The following is a 24,627-nucleotide window of genomic DNA, read 5'->3' on the forward strand; positions in this document are numbered from 1 at the left end:
ACAAAAGTGGTAACATAAAAATCAGAAAGATGAGGGATGACGATGAGCCATTTGTTAACGATGAGTGAATTATCGGAAGTAGAAATTTCAGAAATCCTAAAAGACGCAGAAGATTTTGCGAATGGAAAAGAGAGCAAAACGACAGAGCAAACTTTTGTTGCGAACTTGTTCTTTGAGAATAGTACGAGAACGAGATTTAGCTTTGAAGTTGCTGAGAAGAGATTAGGACTTGATGTTTTAAACTTTTCAGCTGATGCATCTAGCGTACAAAAAGGAGAAACTTTATACGATACGATAAGAACACTAGAATCAATCGGAACAAAAGCGGTGGTCATCCGCCACGAGCAAGATCGCTACTTTGATGAACTAAAAGATCAGGTGAATATCCCGATCTTAAACGCTGGAGATGGATGTGGAAACCACCCAACACAGTGCCTACTCGACCTTCTTACAATTAAACAAGAGTTTGGAAGATTCGAAGGTTTGAAGATTGCAATAGTAGGAGATGTTCGTCATAGCCGAGTAGCACGTTCTAATGCAGAAGCATTAACGAAGCTGGGTGCAACAATTTACTTTGCGAGTCCAGAAGAGTGGAAAGATGAAGACAATACATTTGGAACATACAAACCATTAGATGAACTAGTTCCAGAAGTGGATGTAATGATGTTACTTCGTGTACAACATGAGCGTCATGATCATTATGAAACAGACATTATGAAAGAGTATCATGAGAAACACGGATTAACAGTGGAAAGAGAAAAGCGTATGAAAGAAGGAAGCATTATTATGCATCCAGCTCCTGTAAACCGTGATGTTGAAATTGCAAGTGAACTTGTTGAGTGTGAGCGTTCACGCATATTTAAACAAATGGAAAATGGAGTTTACGTAAGAATGGCTGTACTAAAACGCGCCTTACCAAATGTATTAGGAGGAATGAAACATGAATTACTTGTTTAAAAATGGTCGTTATATGAATGAAGAAGGAAAAATCGTAGCAACAGATCTTCTCGTACAAGACGGTAAAATCGCTAAGGTAGCAGAAAATATTACGGCAGATAATGCTGAAGTAATCGATGTGAACGGAAAGTTAATCGCACCTGGATTAGTAGATGTACACGTACATCTTCGCGAACCAGGTGGTGAACATAAAGAAACAATTGAAACAGGTACACTAGCAGCGGCAAAAGGTGGATTCACTACAATTTGTGCAATGCCAAATACACGCCCGGTACCAGATTGCAGAGAGCATATGGAAGACTTGCAAAATCGTATTAAAGAAAAAGCACATGTTAACGTACTGCCATACGGAGCAATTACAGTACGCCAAGCGGGTTCTGAAATGACAGATTTCGAAACATTAAAAGAACTTGGAGCATTTGCTTTCACTGATGACGGTGTAGGCGTACAAGATGCTAGCATGATGTTAGCTGCTATGAAGCGTGCAGCGAAATTAAATATGGCAGTAGTTGCGCACTGTGAAGAGAATACTCTTATTAATAAAGGTTGTGTACATGAAGGGAAGTTTTCTGAGAAACACGGATTAAACGGTATCCCATCAGTATGTGAATCTGTACATATTGCAAGGGATATACTGCTTGCTGAAGCAGCAGATTGTCACTATCACGTATGTCACGTAAGTACGAAAGGCTCAGTACGCGTAATTCGTGATGCGAAACGCGCTGGAATTAAAGTAACAGCAGAGGTAACACCTCATCACTTAGTGTTATGTGAAGATGATATCCCATCAGCTGATCCTAACTTTAAAATGAACCCACCGCTTCGTGGAAAAGAAGACCATGCAGCATTAATTGAAGGTTTATTAGATGGAACGATTGATATGATCGCAACTGATCATGCACCGCATACAGCGGAAGAGAAAGCACAAGGAATTGAAAGAGCACCATTCGGGATTACTGGTTTTGAAACAGCATTCCCACTTCTATACACAAACCTTGTGAAAAAAGGAATTATTACATTAGAGCAATTAATTCAATTCTTAACAGAAAAGCCAGCTGATACATTCGGCTTAGAAGCAGGTCGCCTGAAAGAAGGTAGAACAGCTGATATTACAATCATTGATTTAGAACAAGAAGAAGAGATTGATCCAACAACATTCTTATCAAAAGGAAAAAATACACCATTCGCAGGTTGGAAATGCCAAGGATGGCCGGTAATGACAATCGTTGGTGGTAAGATCGCATGGCAAAAGGAGAGTGCATTAGTATGAAAAGACAACTTATCTTAGAAGATGGAACAGTATTAATTGGAAAAGGTTTCGGAGGAGAAATCGAAAAGTCAGGTGAGGTTGTATTTACAACAGGAATGACTGGATATCAAGAAACATTATCTGATCCATCATATTGCGGTCAAATTGTAACATTCACGTACCCATTAATCGGAAACTACGGCATCAACCGTGACGATTTTGAATCGATTCACCCATCTGTAAATGGTTTAATCGTAAACGAAATTTGTGATCACCCATCAAACTTCCGTAATGAAATTTCGTTAAATGATTACTTAAAAGAAAGAAACATCCCAGGATTAGCAGGGATTGATACGAGAAAATTAACGAGAAAAATTCGTCAATACGGTACATTACGCGGACGCCTTTGTAACATGGATGCAGATGTAGAGTACATCGTGAGCCAATTAAAAGCGACAGTATTTACAGATCATGTAAAACGCGTATCAACGAAAGATCCATACCCAAGCCCAGGCCGCGGACATCGCGTTGTACTAGTAGACTTTGGAATGAAACATGGTATTTTACGAGAATTAAATAAACGTGACTGTGATGTAATTGTAGTACCTTACAATACAACAGCAGAAGAGATTTTACGCCTTAGCCCAGATGGAATTATGTTAAGTAACGGACCTGGGGATCCAAAAGATGTACCAGAAGCAATTGAAATGTTAAAAGACATTATCGGTAAAGTTCCTTTATTCGGAATTTGCTTAGGACATCAACTATTCGCTCTAGCATCTGGTGCGAATACAAGTAAGTTAAAATTCGGCCACCGTGGTTTAAACCATCCGGTAAAAAATCTTGCAACTGGAAAAGTAGCAATTACATCTCAAAACCATGGTTATGCAGTAGAAGAGGAATCAGTTGAAAGTACAGAGCTTGAAATTACACATGTTGCCTTAAATGATGGAACAGTAGAAGGTCTTCGTCATAAGAAGTTCCCAGCATTTACAGTTCAATACCATCCAGAAGCTTCAGCAGGACCAGAAGATGCAAATGATTTATTCGAAGATTTCTTAACAATGATTGAAAACTTCAAGAAAGAAGGGGAAGAGTTATGCCAAAACGCCTAGACATTAACACAATTTTAGTAATCGGATCAGGACCAATTGTAATTGGGCAAGCAGCGGAGTTTGACTACTCTGGTACACAAGCTTGTCAATCTCTTAAAGAGGAAGGTTACAAAGTAATCCTTGTTAACTCTAACCCAGCGACAATTATGACAGACACTGCAACAGCAGATAAAGTATACATTGAGCCTTTAACATTAGAATTCGTAAGCCGAATCATTCGTAAAGAACGTCCAGATGCAATCCTACCAACATTAGGTGGTCAAACAGGGTTGAATATGGCTGTTGAACTTGCGAAATCAGGCATACTTGAAGAGTGCGGAGTTGAAATTTTAGGAACAAAATTATCAGCAATCGAGCAAGCGGAGGATCGTGATTTATTCCGTACATTAATGCAGGAATTAAATGAACCAACACCACCAAGCGAAATTATTCATAACCTTGATGAAGCATATGGCTTTGTAAACGAAATTGGTTATCCAGTAATCGTTCGTCCAGCATTCACATTAGGCGGAACGGGCGGCGGTATTTGCCATAACGAAGAAGAGTTAATTGAAATCGTAACAAGTGGTTTAAAACATAGTCCAGTAACACAATGTTTATTAGAGAAAAGTATTGCTGGCTGTAAGGAAATTGAATATGAAGTAATGCGTGATTCAAATGATAACGCGATTGTAGTATGTAACATGGAAAACATCGATCCAGTTGGTGTTCATACAGGTGATTCTATCGTTGTAGCACCGAGCCAAACGCTAAGCGACCGTGAATACCAAATGTTACGTAACACTTCATTACGAATTATTCGTGCACTAGGAATTGAAGGTGGATGTAACGTTCAGCTTGCACTAGATCCATATAGCTTCCAATACTATGTAATCGAAGTAAACCCACGTGTAAGTCGTTCATCTGCACTAGCATCTAAAGCAACTGGATATCCAATTGCGAAATTAGCAGCGAAAATTGCAGTCGGCTTAACATTAGATGAAATCGTAAACCCAGTAACACAAAAAACTTACGCTTGCTTCGAGCCAGCATTAGACTATGTTGTTTCAAAAATTCCACGCTGGCCATTTGATAAGTTTGAATCAGCGAACAGAACACTTGGAACGCAAATGAAAGCAACTGGTGAAGTTATGTCAATCGGACGTAACTTAGAAGAATCATTATTAAAAGCGGTTCGTTCTTTAGAGCTTGGCATTTATCACCTAGAATTAGACCACTTAAAAGAACTTGATAAAGAAACAATGAAAAAACGCATTATTAAAGCAGATGATGAGCGACTGTTTATCGTAGCAGAAGCGATTCGTCAAGGTGTAACGAAAGAAGAAATTAACGAATGGTGTGAAATGGACTTCTTCTTCTTACAAAAAGTTGAAAACATCGTAAATATGGAACGCGAAGTAAAAGCGAATGTAGGAAATATGGAAGTACTACAAACTGCGAAAGAAATGGGATTCAGCGATCACTACATTGCAGCTGCTTGGAACAAAACGGAGCGCGAAATTTACGATATGCGTAAAGAGAATAATATGACGCCAGTATTCAAAATGGTAGATACTTGTGCGGCAGAGTTTGAATCTGCAACACCGTATTACTACAGCACATACGCTGATGAGAACGAATCAATTGTAACAGATCGTAAGAGTGTAGTAGTTCTAGGATCTGGTCCAATCCGTATCGGTCAAGGTGTTGAGTTTGACTATGCAACAGTTCACTCAGTATGGGCAATTAAAGAAGCTGGATATGAAGCAATTATCATTAACAATAACCCAGAAACTGTTTCAACAGACTTCAGTATCTCTGACAAATTATACTTTGAACCATTAACAATCGAAGATGTAATGCACATCATCGATTTAGAAAAACCAGAAGGCGTTATCGTTCAGTTCGGTGGACAAACGGCAATTAACTTAGCGGCGAAATTAGAAGAACACGGTGTGAAGATTTTAGGAACATCACTTGAAGACTTAGACCGCGCAGAAGATCGTGATAAATTCGAAGCTGCTTTAACAAAACTTGGTATCCCACAACCAGTTGGTAAAACAGCAACAACTGTAGAACAAGCGGTAGCAATCGCTGAAGAAATTGGTTACCCAGTATTAGTAAGACCATCTTACGTACTAGGTGGACGTGCGATGGAAATTGTATATCGTCAAGAAGAACTACTGCACTATATGAAGAACGCGGTTAAAGTTCATGCGGATCACCCAGTATTAATTGACCGCTACATGGTTGGTAAAGAAATTGAAGTAGATGCAATTTCAGACGGTGAAAATGTATTCATTCCAGGTATTATGGAACATATTGAACGCGCTGGAGTGCACTCTGGGGATTCAATTGGAGTATATCCACCACAAAGCTTATCTGAAAAACTAAAAGAACAAATTATTGAACATACAATTGCACTTGGAAAAGGTTTAAACATTGTTGGATTACTAAATATCCAGTTTGTAGTATTCAAAGATGAAGTGTATGTAATTGAAGTAAATCCACGTGCGAGCCGTACAGTACCATTCTTAAGTAAAATTACAGGCGTACCGATGGCGAATGTTGCAACGAAAGTTATTTTAGGTCAAAACCTTGTAGAACAAGGATATGGAACTGGCTATCACCCAGAAGAGAAGGAAGTGTATGTAAAAGCTCCAGTATTCTCATTTGCGAAACTACGCTCAGTTGATACAACATTAGGGCCTGAAATGAAATCAACAGGTGAAGTAATGGGTAAAGACTTAACGCTTGAAAAAGCATTATACAAAGGGCTAGTTGCTTCTGGAATTAACATTCCAACGCACGGATCAGTAATCATTACTGTAGCTGATAAAGACAAAGAAGAAGCGATGGAAATTGCAAAACGTTTCCACGAAATCGGCTATAACTTATTAGCAACAGCTGGAACAGCACAATCGTTAGCAGAGCAAAATATTCCAGTGCAAGTTGTAAACAAAATTGATTCTGAAGAATACAACTTACTTGATATTATCCGTCAAGGAAAAGCACAGTTTGTAATCAATACATTAACAAAAGGAAAACAACCAGCGCGTGATGGTTTCCGCATTCGCCGTGAATCAGTAGAAAATGGTGTGGCTTGCTTAACATCACTTGATACAACGAGAGCAATCTTGAGAGTACTAGAATCTATGACATTCTCAGCTCATTCAATGAAAGAAATTACGCAAACGAAGCTTCACGAGGTGGTACATGCATGATGCAAAAGCAAAATATGATCGTCGTTAACCAAAAAGAAATCGCAAAAAACATTTACGAATTAGTGCTTCAAGGGGATCTGGTGCAACAAATGAACGATCCAGGGCAGTTTGTACACATAAAGGTAGCAGAGGGCATTACGCCCCTTCTGCGCCGCCCAATTAGTATTTGTAATGTCGATCAAGACAAGAACGAATTTACAATGCTATATCGTGCGGAAGGACAAGGAACAAAAACATTAGCAAAAAGAAAACAAGGTGAACTTGTAGATGTGTTAGGACCACTTGGTCATGGATTTCCTGTAGAAGAAGCGGAAGCTGGACAAACGGCTTTATTAGTAGGCGGGGGAATTGGTGTACCACCACTATATGAATTGTCGCAGCGTCTTGTAGCAAAGGGAGTACGCGTTATTCATATCTTAGGTTTCCAAACGAAAGATGTTGTCTTCTATGAAGAGAAATTCGCAGAGCTTGGTGATACGTATGTTGCAACAGTTGATGGTACGCACGGTACGAAAGGGTTTGTAACAGATGTAATTGATAGCTATGGAATTGACTTTGACATTCTATACTCATGTGGACCTTTAGCGATGCTTCGTGCATTAGAAGGACGCTATAAAGAGAGAAAAGCCTACATTTCATTAGAAGAACGTATGGGCTGTGGCATCGGAGCATGTTTCGCATGTGTATGTCATTTGCAAGCAGATCCGAGTGGACATTCTTACAAGAAGGTGTGTAGCGACGGACCAGTATTTCCAATCGGGGAGGTTGTACTATGAACAGATTGCAAGTTGAATTACCAGGGTTATCATTAAAAAATCCAATCATCCCAGCATCTGGTTGCTTCGGATTTGGTCGTGAGTATGCACAATTCTATGATTTAAGTGTACTTGGATCAATTATGATTAAAGCGACGACAGAACAACCTCGTTATGGAAATCCAACGCCTCGTGTTGCTGAAACACCAGGTGGAATGCTAAATGCAATTGGGCTTCAAAATCCTGGGTTAGAAAAGGTAATGAATTCTGAATTACCTTTTCTAGAGCAATTTGATCTTCCGATTATTGCAAATGTTGCTGGTTCACAAGCTGAGGATTACGTAGCGGTTGCGAAGGAAATTTCAAAAGCACCAAATGTTCATGCGCTAGAATTAAATATTTCTTGTCCAAACGTAAAAACGGGTGGTATCGCTTTTGGTACAAATCCTGAAATTGCTGCTGATTTAACGAAGCGAGTAAAAGAGGTTTCTGAAGTGCCGGTATATGTGAAATTGTCACCGAACGTGGCAAACATTGTGGAGATTGCAAAAGCAATTGAAAATGCAGGTGCGGACGGTTTAACGATGATTAATACATTGCTTGGTATGCGTCTAGATTTAAAAACTGCAAAACCAATTTTAGCAAACCGTACGGGCGGACTATCAGGGCCTGCGATTAAGCCAGTAGCAATTCGTATGGTACATGAAGTAAGTCAAGCTGTTAACATTCCGATTATCGGAATGGGTGGTATTGAAACTGCGGAAGATGTAATTGAATTCTTCTACGCTGGCGCAAGCGCAGTTGCAGTAGGGACAGCGAACTTTATTGATCCGTTCGTTTGTCCAACGATCATTGAAGAGTTACCTGCATTACTAGATGAGTTAGGATTTGACCACATTTCGGAATGTCAAGGAAGGAGCTGGAAGCAAACATGTCACAGTCGTTAATCGTTGCACTGGATTTTCCAGGTAAGAAAGAGGTAGAACAATTTTTACATCACTTTGAAGGGGAAGAGTTATTTGTCAAAGTTGGTATGGAGTTGTTTTATAAAGAGGGACCTGCAATTATTACGTACTTAAAGGAAAAAGGACATAAAATCTTTCTAGATTTAAAGCTTCATGATATTCCGAATACAGTAAAAAGCGCTATGCGCAGCCTAGCTAGTCTAGATGTTGATATGGTAAATGTTCATGCTGCTGGGGGAAGCAGTATGATGAAAGCTGCGATCGAGGGATTAGAGGAAGGTAAGCAAGAAGGAAAAGAGAGACCGATTTGTATTGCAGTTACACAACTAACAAGCACTTCGGAAGCTATGATGAAAAAAGAGATTGGTATTGAGAAAACGTTAGAAGAAGCGGTTGCTCATTATGCCAAATTAACGAAAGAAAGTGGACTTGATGGAGTTGTTTGTTCAACACTTGAAGTACCAAAATTACGTGAAGTATGCGGGGAAACATTTGTAACAGTAACACCGGGGATTCGTCTTGCAAGTGATGATGTGAATGACCAAGTGCGCGTTGCAACACCGAAACGTGCGAGGGAACTTGGTTCAAGCTACATCGTAGTTGGACGTAGTATTACAAAAGCAGAAAATCCGCTTGAAGCGTATAAAACAGTAAAACAACAGTGGGAAGGTGTAACAGTATGAAAAAAGAAATCGCATCGCATTTATTAGAAATTGGAGCAGTATTTTTACAACCGAATGATCCATTCACTTGGTCTTCTGGTATGAAATCACCAATTTATTGTGATAATCGTTTAACTTTATCTTATCCAAAAGTACGCCAAGCGATTGCAGCTGGATTAGAAGAGTTAATTAAAGAGCACTTCCCAACTGTAGAAGTTATTGCAGGAACAGCAACTGCTGGTATTGCGCACGCTGCATGGGTAAGTGATCGTATGGATTTACCAATGTGCTACGTACGTAGTAAAGCAAAAGGACACGGTAAAGGGAACCAAATCGAAGGAAAAGCTGAAAAAGGTCAAAAAGTAGTTGTAGTAGAAGATTTAATTTCAACTGGTGGTAGTGCAATTACATGTGTAGAAGCACTTCGCGAAGCTGGTTGTGAAGTATTAGGAATCGTATCAATCTTCACATACGAGCTTGAGTCAGGAAAAGAGAAACTAGAAGCAGCAAAGGTAGCATCATATTCTTTAAGTGATTACAGTGCATTAACTGAAGTTGCAGCAGAAAAAGGTATGATCGGACAAGCTGAAACGAAAAAATTACAAGAGTGGCGTAAAAATCCAGCTGACGAGGCTTGGGTTACAGCGTAACACGAAAAAAGACGACCGCGGGGGGAAACGCGGTCGTTTTTTTTATATCATTGTTAAAATTTCATGTAAAGAACATATAGTAGGAACATCGCACTTGAGCTGCGAGTTATCCCGATTTAACCATATCCCTTGCATTCCAGCTATTGTACTACTAATTGCATCTGTTTCTAATCGATCGCCAATATAATAGCAATCTTTTAGTTCAAAATTAGATTGTAATCCGGCCATTTGAAAAATTGCTGGATCGGGTTTTGAAATCCCGATTTTACTAGAAGTAAAAATATAGCTGAAATATTGTAGAATATTTAAAGCGGTCAACTTTTCAATTTGTTGTTCATAATCGCCGTTACTAATGATGCCTAATGAATATCCTTTTTGCTTTAAGGATTGTAATGTATATAGTACATCTTCAAATGCAATCCAGTTTATTTTATACAGTTCGATATATTGATTGAATCTTTGCTTAGATTCCTTAAGTGATAAATGTACTTCATATGCTTTAAATAAATGATACATTCGCAATGCTTGTTGCTCATGGAAGGATAATTAATTGGATGAAAATTTATTGAAATATTGTTCGGATAATTCATGCCACAGTTTCGTAGCCTCTAATTCGTTTCCTAGAAAAATATCAATATACTTCTGGAAGAAATGTGAAATGCCATTTCTCTCAGCGGCGTCATAATCAAGTAGAGTTCCATCGATATCAAAGAAAATCATATTAAAATCTCCTTACTAATAATTACTTATTGCTTTCTGCAACTTCATATCCTCTCACAAATAATAGAGTCATATAAGAAACGATAAATGAGAAGATGCTGTACATGCCAACCCAAAAGAAAAATTTTGGAGTAAAGGCGATAACACCTATTATTAAAAAACTAGCAAACGTTACAATTGGCATTACGTAATACATTCTCGTTCTACGTGTCCCAATTATTGAAACAATAAAGATAAGTAATGGACAAATTAATAAGAAGAAAATCAATTCATTCATAGTTATGTCCCCTTTTTTAGTAGAAGTTATTTGGTTCTCATAAACGTTTTGAATAATTGCTCTCCTAAAATAATTTCGCTAAGTGACAAAAAACACCTTTTGAAAGTCGTATCTTTTCTAAGAATAAAAAAAGTAATGATAGTGAGTAAAAAAAAATATTTGCTAACGAATAGAAATAAATAAAAAAGTGCTACCTTATTCGGTGGCACTTTTTTACTTTACTGAATGAGATTTTTGCATCTTTTTAATTAATCGAATTTGTCCACGGTGATTGATTTCATCTTCAAATACGTGAAGCTTTAACAAGGAATAACAATTAGTTCCCTATTTGCTTTTGTAATAACTTCATATCCGTCTTTTGTAATGACGATATCATCTTCAATTCTACAACCGCCCCAGTTTGGTATGTAAATTCCCGGTTCCACTGTAACAACCATGCCTTCTTGTAAAGTAGCTTTACTTTCTTGAGATAGACGAAGAGGTTCATGTATTTCTAAGCCAAGACCGTGCCCGGTAGAGTGGCCAAAATATTGACCGTATCCATGTTCTGTAATGTAATCTCTTGTTATATCATCGATACTTTTCGCAGCTTCGCCTGGCTTAATTGCTTCGGTTCCACGTTTTAATGCTTCTCGTACAACATTGTATATTTTTTTGAATTCTTCGGATGGCTCGCCAATCGCTACAGTCCGTGTTATATCGGAACAATAGCCATTGTAAAGTGCACCGAAATCTAATGTAACGATATCGTCACGCTCAATTATTTTATCCGATGCAACTCCATGAGGAAGAGAAGAACGAACACCCGAAGCTACAATGATTTGGAATGATGAAGATGTAGCTCCTCTTTTTCGCATGAAAAATTCTAATTCATCTCGGACATCGGTCTCACTTATTCCTGGTTTTAGAAAGTTGAGAATGTGGTGGAAAGCTTCGTCAGCAATATGAGCTGCAATTTTCATTATTTCTATTTCGGGAGTGTCTTTAATAATACGAATATCTTCGATGATTTCACACACCTGAACTATTTCCGCATGTATATATTTTTGTAAGTTCTTATATTGTTGTAGAGTCATGTTATTTTCTTCAATTCCAAGTTTTTGAATGTTTAATTTCGATACTTGATTTGCAATTTCTTCTTCTAAATTTCCTTTATGCATAATAATTTCTGCTTCTTTTATTTGTGATTTCGCTTGATCTACATAGCGAAAGTCGGTTATAAAAATAGCTTTATCCGCAGAGATTAAGACGACGCCAGCGCTACCTGTAAAGCCTGTTGCATATTGACGATTTTCTTTTTTTGTAATAAGTAATCCATCAATTCCGTAGTTATGTAGTTGTTTTTGTATTTTATTAATTCTTAAAGTCATGTTAATGCCCCCTTTTCACAGTATTGAATAAAGCAAGTAGCGTGCCAAAATCTATATTTAGAGAAAAGATAGTGGGAATTGCATATATTTTAGAGAAGGTAAGAAATTTAGCCCACTATTTGTGGAAGGTGGGCTACTCGTGAAATACAGATTGCTTCAATTATCAGTGGGGGAATGAAAAATACATCGATTCAAAATTCACTTTCTTTACACACTGTAAAAAAAATTATACAAATACGAAATAGCGTGTCAAATTTTTTGACAATATTGAAGTTAGGAAAGAAAAGTATAAGCGATTTTTAGATTATATATTTGGAAAAGTAGTATATTTCTTGTTTTATTTGAATATAAAATTTAATATATAAACAAATGATGATTATTGATATAATAGGTAATTTTTGGATTTCTCTCGAAGATAGGAATGCGTAACGAATATAAATGAATAAGGAATGTGAGTACATGAAGAAATTAAGTAAATTAAGTAAATTAATGTCATTTTGTTTGGTGACTAGTATGCTTGTTGTAACAGGCTGTGAAAAAAGTAATAACAACGTTCAACTCAATGAAAAAGTTGATCAGCTGGATGAAGCGCCAGAGGTGACAGAGAAAGAAGCTAAAAAGATCGTAAGAAAGAGTGTAGATGAAATTGCAAACTCTTTTAGTGAAATGGAAAAAGAAAATGGATGGAGTCGAAATAATCCTGGAGATTTGGATACAGCTAAAAAAGGGGTTAAGGGATTAGTTTCAAATAAGTTTGTAGAGAATCAGCTTCCTGGATTAATTGATACATTTAATAGGTCAAGAGAAACGGATATGTTGCCATTTCCTATTCATATTGAGCCAGAAGTGAGGCTAACTTATTCGCAGAAAAATGATGTTTTAAAGATTGAGACACTCACCCTTGCAAATGATATGGGGAATGAAGCGGAGACGTGGGAATTTATTTTAGTTTATAAAGATGGAAAATGGTTAATGGATAGATGGTCATCAAATACTCCAGCAGATTTAAAGTTAACTAAAGAAGAAGCTAACGAACTTCTTAGAGTTCAAGGTTTCAAGAATGTCTCTTTTGTTAGAGAAGAGAATAGTGGCGATAAGAAATATATTTTTAAAGAAAGTAACGGGGTAGTTGCTGTGGACGCCCAAACATCTGTTATTACATACAATGTAGGGGATAAAAAACAAGAAAAGATAACGAAAGAAGATGTTATTCAAGAACAAGAAACAGCTAAGAGAAATGATTCCAGTACGTATACTAACTCAAAAGAAGAGAAGCAGCTCAAAAAAGAATCTTCTTCAGCATTAGGTAAAACTAAGGTTCTAAATGAGTTAGCAGCTCTAGAAAATCAAGAAAAACATACGAACGTTATGACAACAAACGATATAGTAAATGAAATAGAAGGAAATTATCAATTGTGGGATAGTAAATTAAATGAAATTTACAACACATTAAAAAATACTATGTCCCCTGATGCATTTCAGTCGTTAAAAACGAAACAAATTGTGTGGGTTAAAGAAAAAGAAAGTAAAGTTAAAGCAATTGGTACTGATCCAAACAATGGAACGATGAGACGTATAGAAGCTTCAGAGGAGAAATATAAGATGACAAAAGAAAGATGTTACGAATTAGTTAATGGATATATGAACTAAACTAAAAACATAAAAAAATGCGTTGCTTACAAGCAACGCATTTTTAAGTATTTACGCTTTTAATTTCATTACTGTGTCGGCATCCGGCGTTACATATATTGTTTGTTGATTATCATATGTAACAAATCCCAGTTTTGCACCGCTCGGTTTTTTGACATGGCGTATTTTTGTGAAATCTACAGGAACAGAGCTAGAATCTTTTGCTTTACTGTAATAAGCGGCTATTTTAGCAGCTTCTAGTAAAGTTTCTTCAGCAGGCTCCAAAGAACGAATGACAACGTGAGACCCAGGTATGTCTTTTGTATGTAACCAAATCTCATCACGACGAGCGAATTTCGTTGTTAAATAATCATTTTGTTTATTATTTTTACCGACGAAAATTTCTGTGCCATCACTAGCCAAATATTTATCCAATATTGGTTTAGTTGGTTTTTTCTTTGCATTCTTCGTCTTACGACTACGCACATAACCTTCTTCAGCTAGTTCCTCACGAATTTCTTCAATGTCTTTTGAAGAAGCAGCTTCCATTTGTTGCAGTAAGCTATCAAAATAAAGAATTTCTTCATTTGTTTTTTCGATTTGTTCTTCTACAATAGCAACCGAATTTTTCGCTTTTTGGTACTTTTGGAAATAGCGCTGTGCATTTTCAGATGGTGTTTTTAAAGGATCTAATGTGATTTTTACAGTTCCACTATTTTCGTCGTAATAGTTAACAACTTCAATATCTTTATCCCCTTTTTTCAAAGCATACATATTGGCTGTAAGTAGCTCTCCAAATAATTGATATTTATCTGCTTTTCCAGCGTCTTGTAATGTTTTTTCTAGTTTAATTAGCTTCTTTTCATTTTTTGACTTTTCATTTTGCATAAATCGCTCTAAATCGTGAGCTTGTTGTTTTACACGATCGCGCTCTGCTTTACCAAAGAAGAAACGATCCAACAATTCACTAACAGACGAAAATGTTTTTTCATTTCCTTGCAAGTGAGAAAGAGGGAATAGGTAAAAGAACTCTTTTCCATTTGCAGTTATCATTGTTGGCACGTACTGATGCGTTAGTAGTGGTTTTTGCAAGATGAAGAAAGCTTCAGATAATGCTTTTTCATTTACCATACCTGCTTTTTTCACAACTTCTTTTGCAAAGAGTGGAGAAATCCCCATAAAAGCTCCGACAAGCTGTTTATCCATATTTCCAGATAAAAAGTCTAGTGGTCTAATAAAATCATCCGCATTTTCAATGTGCAGTGGGTTGATTTTATGTTGGGCTGGTGGTGCAACATATTCAGCTCCCGCATATACAGTTCGATGACGGTTCACGGCTAAAGAAACGTGTTTTAAGCTATCTAAAATAACATTTGTTTTCGTATCTACTAAGATAATGTTACTGTGTCGTCCCATTATTTCGATTACTAATGTTTTTAATGATTCGTCTCCAATTTCATTACGACTGCGAACTGTAATTTGAATAATACGTTCCAAGTCAATTTGTTCAATTTTTTCAATAAACCCACCCTCTAAATGTTTGCGAAGAAGCATACAAAACATCGGCGGTATCGCTGGTGAATCATAGTTTTGATTCGTTAAGTGCATACGCGCATAAGTAGGATGAGATGAAAGAATCAGCTTTTGGTTTTTTCCGTTTGCTCGAATATGTAATAAAATTTCATATTTTGAGGGTTGATATATTTTTGAAATTCTTCCTGTTTGAAGAGAATTTGCAATTTCATGTGTAATCGCTCTTGTGAATAATCCATCGAATGCCATGAATGAACACTCCTTTCTAACTAAAAGTTAATTATAGCATTTTTTTGGACGAGGCTGAATAAGCTTTCATTAGAGTATGTCTGGAATCAGGAGGTCGATGGCAGGATGAACTGGTATGAAATGCGTGCACATGAAGTGGAGGAAAGAACGAATACGAATGTGGAGGTAGGTCTTACAGAGCAAGAAGCAGAGGGGCGATTAAAGAAATTTGGTACAAATGAATTGGAAGAAGCAAAGCGCCCTTCTGCGCTTATGGTGTTTTTAGCGCAATTTAAAGATTTTATGGTGCTTGTTTTATTTGGTGCTACAATTATTTCGGCTTTTTTAGGAGAGTATATCGACTCTATTGCAATTGTTGCAATCGTTATTATTAATGGTATCCTAGGTTTCTTTCAAGAGAGGAAAGCTGAAAAATCGTTGGAAGCTTTAAAAGAATTGGCCGCTCCTCAAGTTACTGTACTAAGAAATGGAAAGTGGATAAAGGCACCGTCTAAAGCGCTTGTACTAGGTGATATTATTAAGTTTTCAAGTGGTGACCGTATTGGCGCGGATGTTCGACTTGTGGAATCCTCAAGTTTATATATTGAAGAGTCGGCTCTTACAGGAGAGTCAGTGCCTGTGCAAAAGAAGGTAGAGGCGTTACAAGGTCAAGATGTTTCAATTGGGGATCAAAAAAACATGGCATTTATGGGGACGATGATAACGAGAGGTGCTGGAACAGGAGTAGTCGTAGCAACTGGAATGAATACAGCTATGGGGCAAATTGCAAATATGTTGCAAAATGCTGAGCAAATGGAAACGCCATTACAAAGAAGATTAGAACAGCTTGGGAAAATTTTGATTATTGTCGCTCTTATTTTGACAGCTCTTGTTGTACTAGCCGGTGTATATCAAGGGAATGAAGTGTATCACATGTTTTTGGCTGGGGTTTCGCTCGCTGTTGCGGCTATTCCGGAAGGATTGCCAGCAATCGTTACGGTTGCGTTATCACTTGGCGTACAGCGCATGATTAAAAAGAAGGCGATTGTGCGAAAGCTGCCGGCTGTAGAAACATTAGGCTGCGCCTCTGTTATTTGCTCAGATAAAACAGGAACAATGACACAAAATAAAATGATGGTAACGCATATGTGGTCAGGTGGAGAATTGTGGAAGGTAACAGGTCAAGGTTATGAGCCAACAGGTTCGTTTATGAAGGGTGAAAAAGTAATTGACCCTGCTAAGACGAAATCACTTTATCAACTACTTACATTTGGCTGTTTATGTAATAATGCGAATGTTATTCAAAAGAAAAAGACGTATGTGTTAGATGGAGATCCAACAGAGGGAGCTCTCGTTGCAGCAGCAATGAAGGCGGGGATATCACGTGAAGCTCTTAAAGGAAAGTTTGAAGTCATTCGTGAATTTCCTTTTGATTCAACTAGAAAAATGATGAGCGTTATCGTTCGTGATCGTGAAGGCAAAAAATTTGTTATTACAAAAGGAGCACCAGATGTTCTATTGCAAATGAGCCAAACAATTTTATGGGGAAATAAACAGCAGCCTTTAAGTGAACTGTACCGAAAAGAAGTGCAGGCAGCGATTCATAGTTTGGGAAGTCAAGCTTTACGAACGATTGCGGTGGCATTTAAACCGTTAAAAATTACAGATTCAATTGAACATGAAAGAGAAGTCGAGCAGGATTTTATGCTTGTTGGAATACAAGGAATGATAGATCCGCCAAGACCAGAAGTTGCACAAGCGGTGAAAGAGTGTAAGGAAGCTGGTATTAGAACGGTAATGATTACGGGAGATCATAAAGTGACAGCAATGGCAATTGCGGAACAGTTAGGGGTTTTACCACCGGGTGGACGCGTTGTAGAAGGAGTAGAACTTGCGAATATGGATGTGGAGGCATTAGAAAATATTGTGGAAGATACGTATGTATTCGCTCGTGTGTCTCCTGAGCATAAATTGAAAATTGTTAAGGCATTGCAAAATAGGGAGCATATAGTAGCTATGACAGGTGATGGAGTGAACGATGCTCCAGCTATTAAAACAGCCGATATAGGGATTGCGATGGGGATTACAGGGACAGATGTTGCAAAAGAAGCTTCTTCACTTGTGTTGTTAGATGACAACTTCGCCACGATTAAATCGGCGATTAAAGAAGGTAGAAACATATATGAAAATATCCGGAAGTTTATTCGGTATTTGTTAGCATCTAATGTTGGTGAAATTTTAGTTATGTTATTTGCGATGTTACTTGCTTTGCCATTGCCGATGGTTCCGATTCAAATTTTGTGGGTGAACTTAGTTACTGATGGTTTACCAGCGATGGCATTAGGGTTGGATAAAGCTGAAGGAGATGTGATGAAGCGAACGCCACGCCATCCGAAAGAAGGGGTATTTGCTAGAGGGCTTGCGTGGAAAATTATAAGTCGTGGTTTTCTAATCGGAGCAGTGACATTAGTAGCGTTTATTATTGCATTTAACCAGCATCCGAACGAATTGAAGTATGCACAAACAGTAGCATTCGCAACATTAGTACTTGCTCAGCTTATTCATGTATTTGATTGTCGCAGTGAACATTCTATATTTCATCGCAACCCATTTGGAAATATATATTTAGTAGGAGCGGTTATTATTTCCTTATTGTTAATGCTTGTAGTTATTTATTATCCGCCATTACAACCGATTTTTAGCACATTGCCGATACAAGCACGAGATTGGTTGTTAATTGGAGGATTAGCATCTATTCCGACATTCTTATTAGTAGGATCCTTATTAACAAGAAAAAAGGAGGAAAAGAAAAAACCACTGTTATATAAGAAGGGATTAAACTTGAAATAGTCAATAATATGAAAATGTGATATAATTTACAGAAGGTAGTAGAGTTGCATCTCTATTACCTTTTTCATTGAGTTATTTCATGGCTTGGATGTGATAAAGATGATTTGTAGTATGACAGGATTTGGAAGGTCGAAAGTAGAAAACGATACTTTTCAAATTACAGTAGAAATGAAGTCGGTGAACCATCGCTTTTTAGAAATGAGTATTCGACTTCCGAAGCAAATGATGGTGTTTGAAGATAAAATTCGTAAAATAATTGCAGAACAAGTTCGCCGTGGACGTATTGAAGTGTCTATTAGTATAACAGGTGAAGGGCTTGTTGAAAGAAAATTAAGTGTGAATTGGGAGCTTCTTGAACAGTACCAATCCATTATGGAAGATATAAAAGGAAAATTTCAATTACAAGATTCTATTACACTTCAACAATTAATGGGAATGCCAGAAGTAACGGCAATTGAAGAAATAGAAAATGTAAATGTACAATTTGAAAACAATTTATATGAGGCTGTTCGCCAAGCTGCTCATATGTTGAAAACGATGAGAGAGGGCGAAGGAGAACGATTACATAAAGATATAGCGTATCGTTTGCAAGAGATTCACAATTGTGTAAATGCAATTATCCCACATGCGCCAATTGTTACACAAAAATATCGTGAACGATTAGAAAATCGCTTAAAAGAATTACATAATCAAGATTTAGATGAACAACGATTGCTAACAGAGGTGGCAATATTTGCAGAGCGTTCAGATATTCACGAAGAACTAGTACGCTTACAAAGTCATTTAGATCAATTTCGTGAAGCACTGCAAATTGAAGAGCCTGTTGGAAGGAAAATGGACTTCATCGTGCAAGAGATGCATAGAGAAGTTAATACGATTGGTTCTAAGGCAAATGACTTAACAATTTCAAAATATGTCGTAGAAATGAAAAATAACCTTGAAAAAATTCGTGAACAAGTACAAAATATTGAGTAGCTTTCAAAAAATATATAAAGTTATACGTGGTGGAGAAATCGGATAGACTTACTAGGAGGCGCAAACTATGGCCATGAGGTTTTTAAATATTGGATATGGAAACATTGTATCTGCTCATCGAATTATTGCTATTGTAAGTCCGGAGTCAGCTCCTATTAAACGAACAGTACAGGAAGCACGTGAACATAATGCTTTGCTTGATGCTACGTATGGGAGAAAAACAAGGGCGGTTATTGTTATGGATGATGGGCATATTGTATTAAGTCCAATTCAGCCAGAGACGATTGCACATCGTTTGAATAATAAAGAAGATTTAAGTGAGGAAGGGTAGGTTTTACATATTTATGAGAAGTAGAAGAGGATTGCTCATCGTTCTTTCAGGACCTTCTGGGGTCGGGAAAGGAACGGTTCGAAAAGAGCTGTTTAGCCATGAAGATACGCGTTTTCAGTACTCTATTTCAGTAACGACACGTAAACCGCGTGAAGGTGAAGTAGATGGTGTGGATTATTTCTTTAAAGAGAGAGAAGAATTTGAAGAAATGATTCGTAATGAGAGGTTACTTGAATGGGCTGAATTCGTTGGTAATTATTACGGAACACCAATTGATTATGTTGAAAAAACATTACAAGAAGGAAAAGATGTGTTCCTAGAAATTGAAGTGCAAGGAGCAATTCAAGTTAAAAAAGCCTTTCCTGAAGGTGTATTTATTTTCTTAGCACCTCCAAGTTTATCTGAACTAAAGAACCGAATTGTCGGTCGTGGTACAGAAACTGAAGATGTTATTGAAAATCGTTTAACGGTAGCGAAAGAAGAAATCGAAATGATGGACGCTTATGACTATGTAGTAGAAAACGATCAAGTTGAATTAGCTTGCGACAGAATTAAAGCAATTGTGGTTGGCGAACATTGCCGCCGCGAAAGAGTAGCAAAATATTATAAAGAAATGACGGAGGGTCTATAATTATGTTAAATCCATCAATTGATTCATTATTAACAAAAATCGATTCTAAATATACACTTGTAACAGTAGCTGCGAAGCGTGCTCGTGAAATGCAACTTGCTGGCAACTGTGTTATTGAACAACCTGTTTCTCATAAATGTGTAGGTAAATCATTAGAAGAAATCGATGCAGAAGTATTAAAATATGTACCAAGCGAAGACAAAATAATTGATTAAGACCATCTTTTCGACAAATTAAAACATAGACATTATAATTTTCTATGTAACGGTAGCAACCTATTTACAAGTAGGTTGTTATTTTTTTACGACAGAGCTGAAAAGAACTTGTATAAAGAAGAAACGAAATACTAGCACTGACGAGCTGAAAAAATTCCATTTCAGCAGAATAAGTTTGAAAAAGAAAGAGGACGAGTCATATGCTAAAAGGGAAAAAGATACTTCTATGTGTAACAGGAGGCATTGCGGTTTTTAAAGCAGCTGCGTTAACAAGTAAAATGACACAAGCGGGGGCACTTGTAAAAGTGATGATGAGTGAGTCAGCAATGAAGTTTGTTACTCCTCTTACATTTCAAGCGCTTTCTCGTCATGATGTATTTACAGATACATTCGATGAGAAAGACTCGGCGGTTATCGCTCATATTGATTTAGCAGATTGGGCGGATGTTGTACTTGTTGCACCTGCTACAGCCAATTGTATTGGAAAGTTAGCTGGTGGTATTGCTGACGATATGATTACAACTACTTTGTTAGCTACTACAGCGCCAGTGTGGATTGCACCTGCTATGAACGTGCATATGTATGAAAATAAAATTGTTCAAAAAAATATGATGACGTTAAAAACTTTAGGATATACATTCATTGAGCCTGGGGAAGGTTTTTTAGCATGTGGTTATATAGCAAAAGGAAGATTAGAAGAGCCTGAAACGATTATTGCGCGTTTAGAGGCATCTTTCTCAGAGAAAAAGCCATTGCAAGGAAAGCGAATATTAATAACAGCTGGACCGACACGTGAAAAGATTGATCCGGTTCGTTTTATGACGAATTTTTCTTCTGGAAAGATGGGATATGCAATTGCGGAAGTGGCAGCAAACTTAGGAGCTGAGGTTATACTTATTTCAGGACCGACATCGCTAACTCCACCACTACATGTAACAACTGTACAAGTAGAATCTGCACAAGATATGTTAGAAGCTGTACTTAAGTATTATTCCAATACGGATGTTGTTATTAAAACAGCTGCAGTTGCAGATTACCGCCCGAAATATGTTCATGATAATAAAATGAAAAAGAAGAATGGCGATGCTGTTATTGAATTAGAAAGAACAGTGGATATTTTAAAAACGTTAGGTGAGAAGAAGGACCAACAGCTACTTATCGGATTTGCAGCCGAAACGACAAACATAGAGGAGTACGCAACGAGAAAATTACGTGAGAAAAATGCAAATATGATTGTTGCGAATGATGTGAAAGCCCAAGGAGCCGGATTTGGTACCGATACAAATATTGTGACAATGTATAGAAAAGATGGAGAGATTATTGAGTTGCCACTTTTAACGAAGAAAGAAGTAGCTCGTGAAATATTAAAGCAAATTGAAATGATGTTAGAAGATGATCGTTTATGAAGTTTGCGAGTGTAATTGTTGATGTACCTGCACGTCAAACAGATCGACCGTTTGATTATATTATCCCTAAAAAATGGGAAGATATTGTGCAAACAGGAATGCGTGTAGTAGTCCCATTCGGCCCGAGGAAATTGCAAGGCTTTATTATTGGCATAAAGGATTCGGTTGACGTAGAAAGTAAAAAATTAAAGGTACTATATGAAATACTAGATGTCACTCCAGTTTTAAATGAGGAGTTATTAAAGCTTGGGTATTGGCTTACAAGTGAAACGTTATGTTATATGATTTCAGCTTTTCAAGTGATGCTGCCGACAGCGATAAAAGCAACGTATAAAAAGCGTCTACAGCTTCGTAAACAAGAAGAAGTTACGCCAGAAATTCTTTGTTTATTTCAGGGGAAGGAAACGATAGATTGGGAAGCTATCGAGGCGCAGCCACACCTATATCGCACTATTCAACAAGAAATTAAAAATGGTGCGATTGAAGTAGTTTATCAAGTGAAGGATAAAGTACAAAAGAAGAAACAAAGAGTAGTTCAACCAGAATTGCCGGAAGATAAACTAGAATTAGCGGCGTTTGAACTGAAAAGTAAAAAACAACAAGATGTACTTTATTATTTTGTAGAAAATTATAAAAGTGTACCGTTGAAAATTTTAACAGAAGAATTACAAATAACAGATGCACCAATAAAAGCACTTGTTAAGAAGGGGCTAATCTCAGAAAAGTATGTAGAAGTATACCGGAATCCGTATGACGATGATGATTTTGAACAAACGAAACCATTCCCGCTTACTGAGGAACAAAAACAAGTAATTACACCGATTTTGTCATCGATTATAAATGAAACTTACAATCCATTTTTACTATATGGTGTTACAGGAAGTGGTAAGACAGAAGTGTATTTACAATCTATAGCAGCGGTGTTGAAAAAGGGAAAAGAAGCTATTGTGCTTGTTCCAGAAATCGCGTTAACGCCTCAGATGGTAGATCGCTTCAAAGGTAGATTCGGTTCGCAAGTTGCGGTTCTTCATAGTGCGCTTTCTGTCGGAGAAAAATATGATGAATGGCGCAAGATTTTAAGAAAAGAAGTGAAAGTTGTAGTTGGTGCACGCTCAGCTATTTTTGCTCCGTTTGAAAATTTAGGAATCATTATTATTGATGAAGAGCACGAATCGAGTTATAAGCAAGAAGATAATCCGAAGTATCATGCAAGAGATGTAGCAGTGTGGAGAGGGCAATTTCATAAGTGTCCAATCGTTCTAGGGAGTGCAACGCCGACACTTGAATCGTTTGCTAGAGCAAAAAAAGGTGTCTATGAGCTACTGACGATGGAAAAACGTATGAATGAACAAGCTTTGCCGACGGTAGAAATTGTTGATATGCGGGAAGAGCTTCGTGATGGAAATCGCTCAATGTTTTCAAAGGCACTTCATGAAAAAATAGCAGATCGATTAGAAAAGAAAGAACAAATGGTTCTCTTTTTAAATAGAAGGGGTCATTCTACGTTTGTGATGTGCCGTGATTGTGGGTATGTCGTACAATGTCCGCATTGTGATATTTCACTGACATATCACAAAATGAACCATCGTTTAAAATGTCATTATTGTAGTTATGAGGAAAAAATGCCAACAGAGTGTCCTGCTTGTAATAGTACTTATATTCGTTTCTTTGGTACAGGGACGCAAAAGGTTGAAGAAGAGATCACAAAACTATTTCCAGAAGCGCGAGTCATTCGAATGGATGTGGATACAACAAGCCGCAAAGGAATGCATGAAAAATTATTAAAGGCGTTTGGTGAAGAGAAAGCAGATATATTACTTGGAACACAAATGATTGCAAAAGGACTTGATTTTCCGAAGGTGACGCTTGTTGGTGTTTTAACGGCGGATACGATGCTTCACCTACCTGATTTTCGGGCGAGTGAAAAGACCTATCAGCTATTGACGCAAGTGAGTGGACGTGCAGGAAGACATGAATTGCCAGGGGAAGTTGTAATTCAAACGTATACGCCGGAACATTACAGTGTAGAATTAGCAAAGAATCAACACTATGATGTATTTTTTGAACAAGAAATGCAAATGAGGCGAATGAGGCAATATCCGCCATATTACTATGTTGTACTTGTCACTGTATCTCATCCAGAATTATTAAAGGCAGTCCAAGTGACGGAAAAAATTGTCGGTCATTTACGAATGCATTGTTCACAGCAAACGATGGTATTAGGGCCAGTTGCTTCAGCAATTCCAAGGATAAAAGATAGATATCGTTACCAATGCATGATAAAATACAAACGGGAACCAAACTTAAAGAACGTGCTCAAAATGGTAAATGAACATTATCAAGCAGAAATGCAAAAAGAGCTACAAATCTCAATTGATTTTAATCCAACAATGTTAATGTAGCGGAGGGAAATATGGCAGTTTTAGAAATTGTAAAGCATCCAAATGAAGTGTTAGAAACACCATGCGAAAGAGTAATTAACTTTGATAAAAAGTTAGTGAAATTGTTAAAAGATATGCATGAAACAATGTTAATTGCAGACGGCGTTGGTTTAGCTGCGCCACAAGTAGGTGTAAGCTTACAAGTAGCTGTTGTTGATATCGGTGATGATACGGGGAAAATCGAATTAATTAATCCGGTTATTTTAGAAAAACGTGGTGAACAAGTAGGTCCCGAAGGCTGCTTAAGCTTTCCGGGACTTTATGGTGAAGTGGAGCGTGCAGATTATATTAAAGTGCGTGCGCAAAATCGCCGCGGGAAAATATTCTTATTAGAAGCGAAAGACTTCTTGGCGCGTGCAATTCAGCATGAAATCGATCATTTACATGGTGTTTTATTCACATCTAAAGTGACGAGATATTATGAAGAAAACGAATTAGAATAGGTGTTAAAAGGAGCGGTTTTTG

The 24,627-nt window shown here is 37.4% G+C and carries 20 protein-coding genes and 2 pseudogenes; 17 read left to right on the top strand and 5 right to left on the bottom strand.

Annotation, left to right across the window (positions count from 1 at the left end; all coding sequences use genetic code 11):
• Positions 1–42 precede the first annotated feature (42 nt).
• From pyrB to pyrE, 8 genes are read left to right on the top strand one after another with little or no spacing between them, the layout of a single operon-like run.
• Positions 43–957: an aspartate carbamoyltransferase gene (gene pyrB / locus U860_RS0109280; RefSeq protein ID WP_000018850.1), complete on the top strand. Its 915-nt coding sequence runs from the start codon at positions 43–45 to the stop codon at positions 955–957.
• Positions 941–2,227 carry a dihydroorotase gene (gene pyrC, locus U860_RS0109285; protein ID WP_001108374.1) on the top strand — a complete coding sequence of 429 codons (1,287 nt, stop codon included), beginning with the start codon at positions 941–943 and terminating at the stop codon, positions 2,225–2,227. Before pyrB ends, pyrC begins: the two co-directional genes overlap by 17 nt.
• A complete protein-coding gene (locus U860_RS0109290) occupies positions 2,224–3,321 on the top strand; it encodes a carbamoyl phosphate synthase small subunit (RefSeq protein WP_025148301.1) in 1,098 nt (365 codons plus the stop codon). The genes pyrC and U860_RS0109290 overlap by 4 nt, the downstream gene beginning before the upstream one ends.
• Positions 3,306–6,524, top strand: coding sequence for a carbamoyl-phosphate synthase large subunit (gene carB, locus U860_RS0109295; RefSeq protein WP_025148302.1), 3,219 nt, complete (start codon positions 3,306–3,308; stop codon positions 6,522–6,524). Before U860_RS0109290 ends, carB begins: the two co-directional genes overlap by 16 nt.
• Positions 6,521–7,300, top strand: a complete 780-nt coding sequence (gene pyrK / locus U860_RS0109300; RefSeq protein WP_002173137.1) for a dihydroorotate oxidase B electron transfer subunit — start codon at positions 6,521–6,523, stop codon at positions 7,298–7,300. Before carB ends, pyrK begins: the two co-directional genes overlap by 4 nt.
• Positions 7,297–8,226, top strand: coding sequence for a dihydroorotate oxidase B catalytic subunit (gene pyrD / locus U860_RS0109305; RefSeq protein ID WP_001081053.1), 930 nt, complete (start codon positions 7,297–7,299; stop codon positions 8,224–8,226). Before pyrK ends, pyrD begins: the two co-directional genes overlap by 4 nt.
• Positions 8,211–8,927 carry an orotidine-5'-phosphate decarboxylase gene (gene pyrF, locus U860_RS0109310; RefSeq protein ID WP_002173136.1) on the top strand — a complete coding sequence of 239 codons (717 nt, stop codon included), beginning with the start codon at positions 8,211–8,213 and terminating at the stop codon, positions 8,925–8,927. The genes pyrD and pyrF overlap by 16 nt, the downstream gene beginning before the upstream one ends.
• On the top strand, positions 8,924–9,556 hold the full coding sequence (gene pyrE, locus U860_RS0109315; RefSeq protein ID WP_025148303.1) for an orotate phosphoribosyltransferase: 633 nt from the start codon (positions 8,924–8,926) through the stop codon (positions 9,554–9,556). The genes pyrF and pyrE overlap by 4 nt, the downstream gene beginning before the upstream one ends.
• 42 nt (positions 9,557–9,598) lie before the next feature.
• On the opposite strand, the pseudogene U860_RS31345 reads toward pyrE, so the two are convergent.
• The 4 genes and pseudogenes from U860_RS31345 to U860_RS0109330 form a co-directional block, all read right to left on the bottom strand.
• Positions 9,599–10,276: pseudogene (locus U860_RS31345) on the bottom strand (HAD family hydrolase).
• A gap of 22 nt (positions 10,277–10,298) precedes the next feature.
• Entirely contained in the window at positions 10,299–10,553 is a 255-nt protein-coding gene (locus tag U860_RS0109325) for a YbeF family protein (RefSeq protein ID WP_025148304.1), read from the bottom strand.
• Between the two features lie 213 nt (positions 10,554–10,766).
• A pseudogene (locus tag U860_RS34995) lies at positions 10,767–10,847 on the bottom strand (integrase); the annotation flags it as partial.
• Positions 10,848–10,852: 5 nt separating this feature from the next.
• A complete protein-coding gene (locus tag U860_RS0109330; protein ID WP_025148305.1) occupies positions 10,853–11,923 on the bottom strand; it encodes a Xaa-Pro peptidase family protein in 1,071 nt (356 codons plus the stop codon).
• A gap of 459 nt (positions 11,924–12,382) precedes the next feature.
• Between U860_RS0109330 and U860_RS0109335 the strand changes: the two genes are divergently transcribed.
• Positions 12,383–13,573: a lysozyme inhibitor LprI family protein gene (locus tag U860_RS0109335; RefSeq protein ID WP_029952923.1), complete on the top strand. Its 1,191-nt coding sequence runs from the start codon at positions 12,383–12,385 to the stop codon at positions 13,571–13,573.
• Between the two features lie 51 nt (positions 13,574–13,624).
• Here the strand turns inward: U860_RS0109335 and U860_RS0109340 are convergent, their stop codons facing one another.
• Complete coding sequence (locus tag U860_RS0109340; protein WP_025148307.1) at positions 13,625–15,334, bottom strand: NFACT RNA binding domain-containing protein; 1,710 nt, start codon at positions 15,332–15,334, stop codon at positions 13,625–13,627.
• A 105-nt stretch (positions 15,335–15,439) separates the two neighbouring features.
• Here U860_RS0109340 and U860_RS0109345 point away from each other — a divergent pair, with 105 nt between their 5' ends.
• The 8 genes from U860_RS0109345 (at position 15,440) to def (ending at position 24,605) form a co-directional block, all read left to right on the top strand.
• Positions 15,440–18,163: a calcium-translocating P-type ATPase, SERCA-type gene (locus tag U860_RS0109345; RefSeq protein WP_025148308.1), complete on the top strand. Its 2,724-nt coding sequence runs from the start codon at positions 15,440–15,442 to the stop codon at positions 18,161–18,163.
• A gap of 99 nt (positions 18,164–18,262) precedes the next feature.
• Positions 18,263–19,138: a YicC/YloC family endoribonuclease gene (locus tag U860_RS0109350; RefSeq protein ID WP_025148309.1), complete on the top strand. Its 876-nt coding sequence runs from the start codon at positions 18,263–18,265 to the stop codon at positions 19,136–19,138.
• Positions 19,139–19,205: 67 nt separating this feature from the next.
• Complete coding sequence (locus U860_RS0109355; RefSeq protein WP_002173128.1) at positions 19,206–19,469, top strand: DUF370 domain-containing protein; 264 nt, start codon at positions 19,206–19,208, stop codon at positions 19,467–19,469.
• A gap of 13 nt (positions 19,470–19,482) precedes the next feature.
• Entirely contained in the window at positions 19,483–20,100 is a 618-nt protein-coding gene (gmk, locus tag U860_RS0109360; protein ID WP_002173127.1) for a guanylate kinase, read from the top strand.
• A 2-nt stretch (positions 20,101–20,102) separates the two neighbouring features.
• Entirely contained in the window at positions 20,103–20,315 is a 213-nt protein-coding gene (rpoZ, locus tag U860_RS0109365; protein ID WP_025148310.1) for a DNA-directed RNA polymerase subunit omega, read from the top strand.
• A gap of 200 nt (positions 20,316–20,515) precedes the next feature.
• A complete protein-coding gene (gene coaBC / locus U860_RS0109370) occupies positions 20,516–21,721 on the top strand; it encodes a bifunctional phosphopantothenoylcysteine decarboxylase/phosphopantothenate--cysteine ligase CoaBC (protein WP_025148311.1) in 1,206 nt (401 codons plus the stop codon).
• On the top strand, positions 21,718–24,123 hold the full coding sequence (priA, locus tag U860_RS0109375; protein WP_025148312.1) for a primosomal protein N': 2,406 nt from the start codon (positions 21,718–21,720) through the stop codon (positions 24,121–24,123). The genes coaBC and priA overlap by 4 nt, the downstream gene beginning before the upstream one ends.
• Positions 24,124–24,134: 11 nt before the next feature.
• Positions 24,135–24,605, top strand: a complete 471-nt coding sequence (gene def, locus U860_RS0109380; protein ID WP_002173124.1) for a peptide deformylase — start codon at positions 24,135–24,137, stop codon at positions 24,603–24,605.
• Positions 24,606–24,627 lie beyond the last annotated feature (22 nt).

The organism is Bacillus sp. H1a (assembly GCF_000633475.1).
Lineage (GTDB): Bacteria > Bacillota > Bacilli > Bacillales > Bacillaceae_G > Bacillus_A > Bacillus_A paramycoides.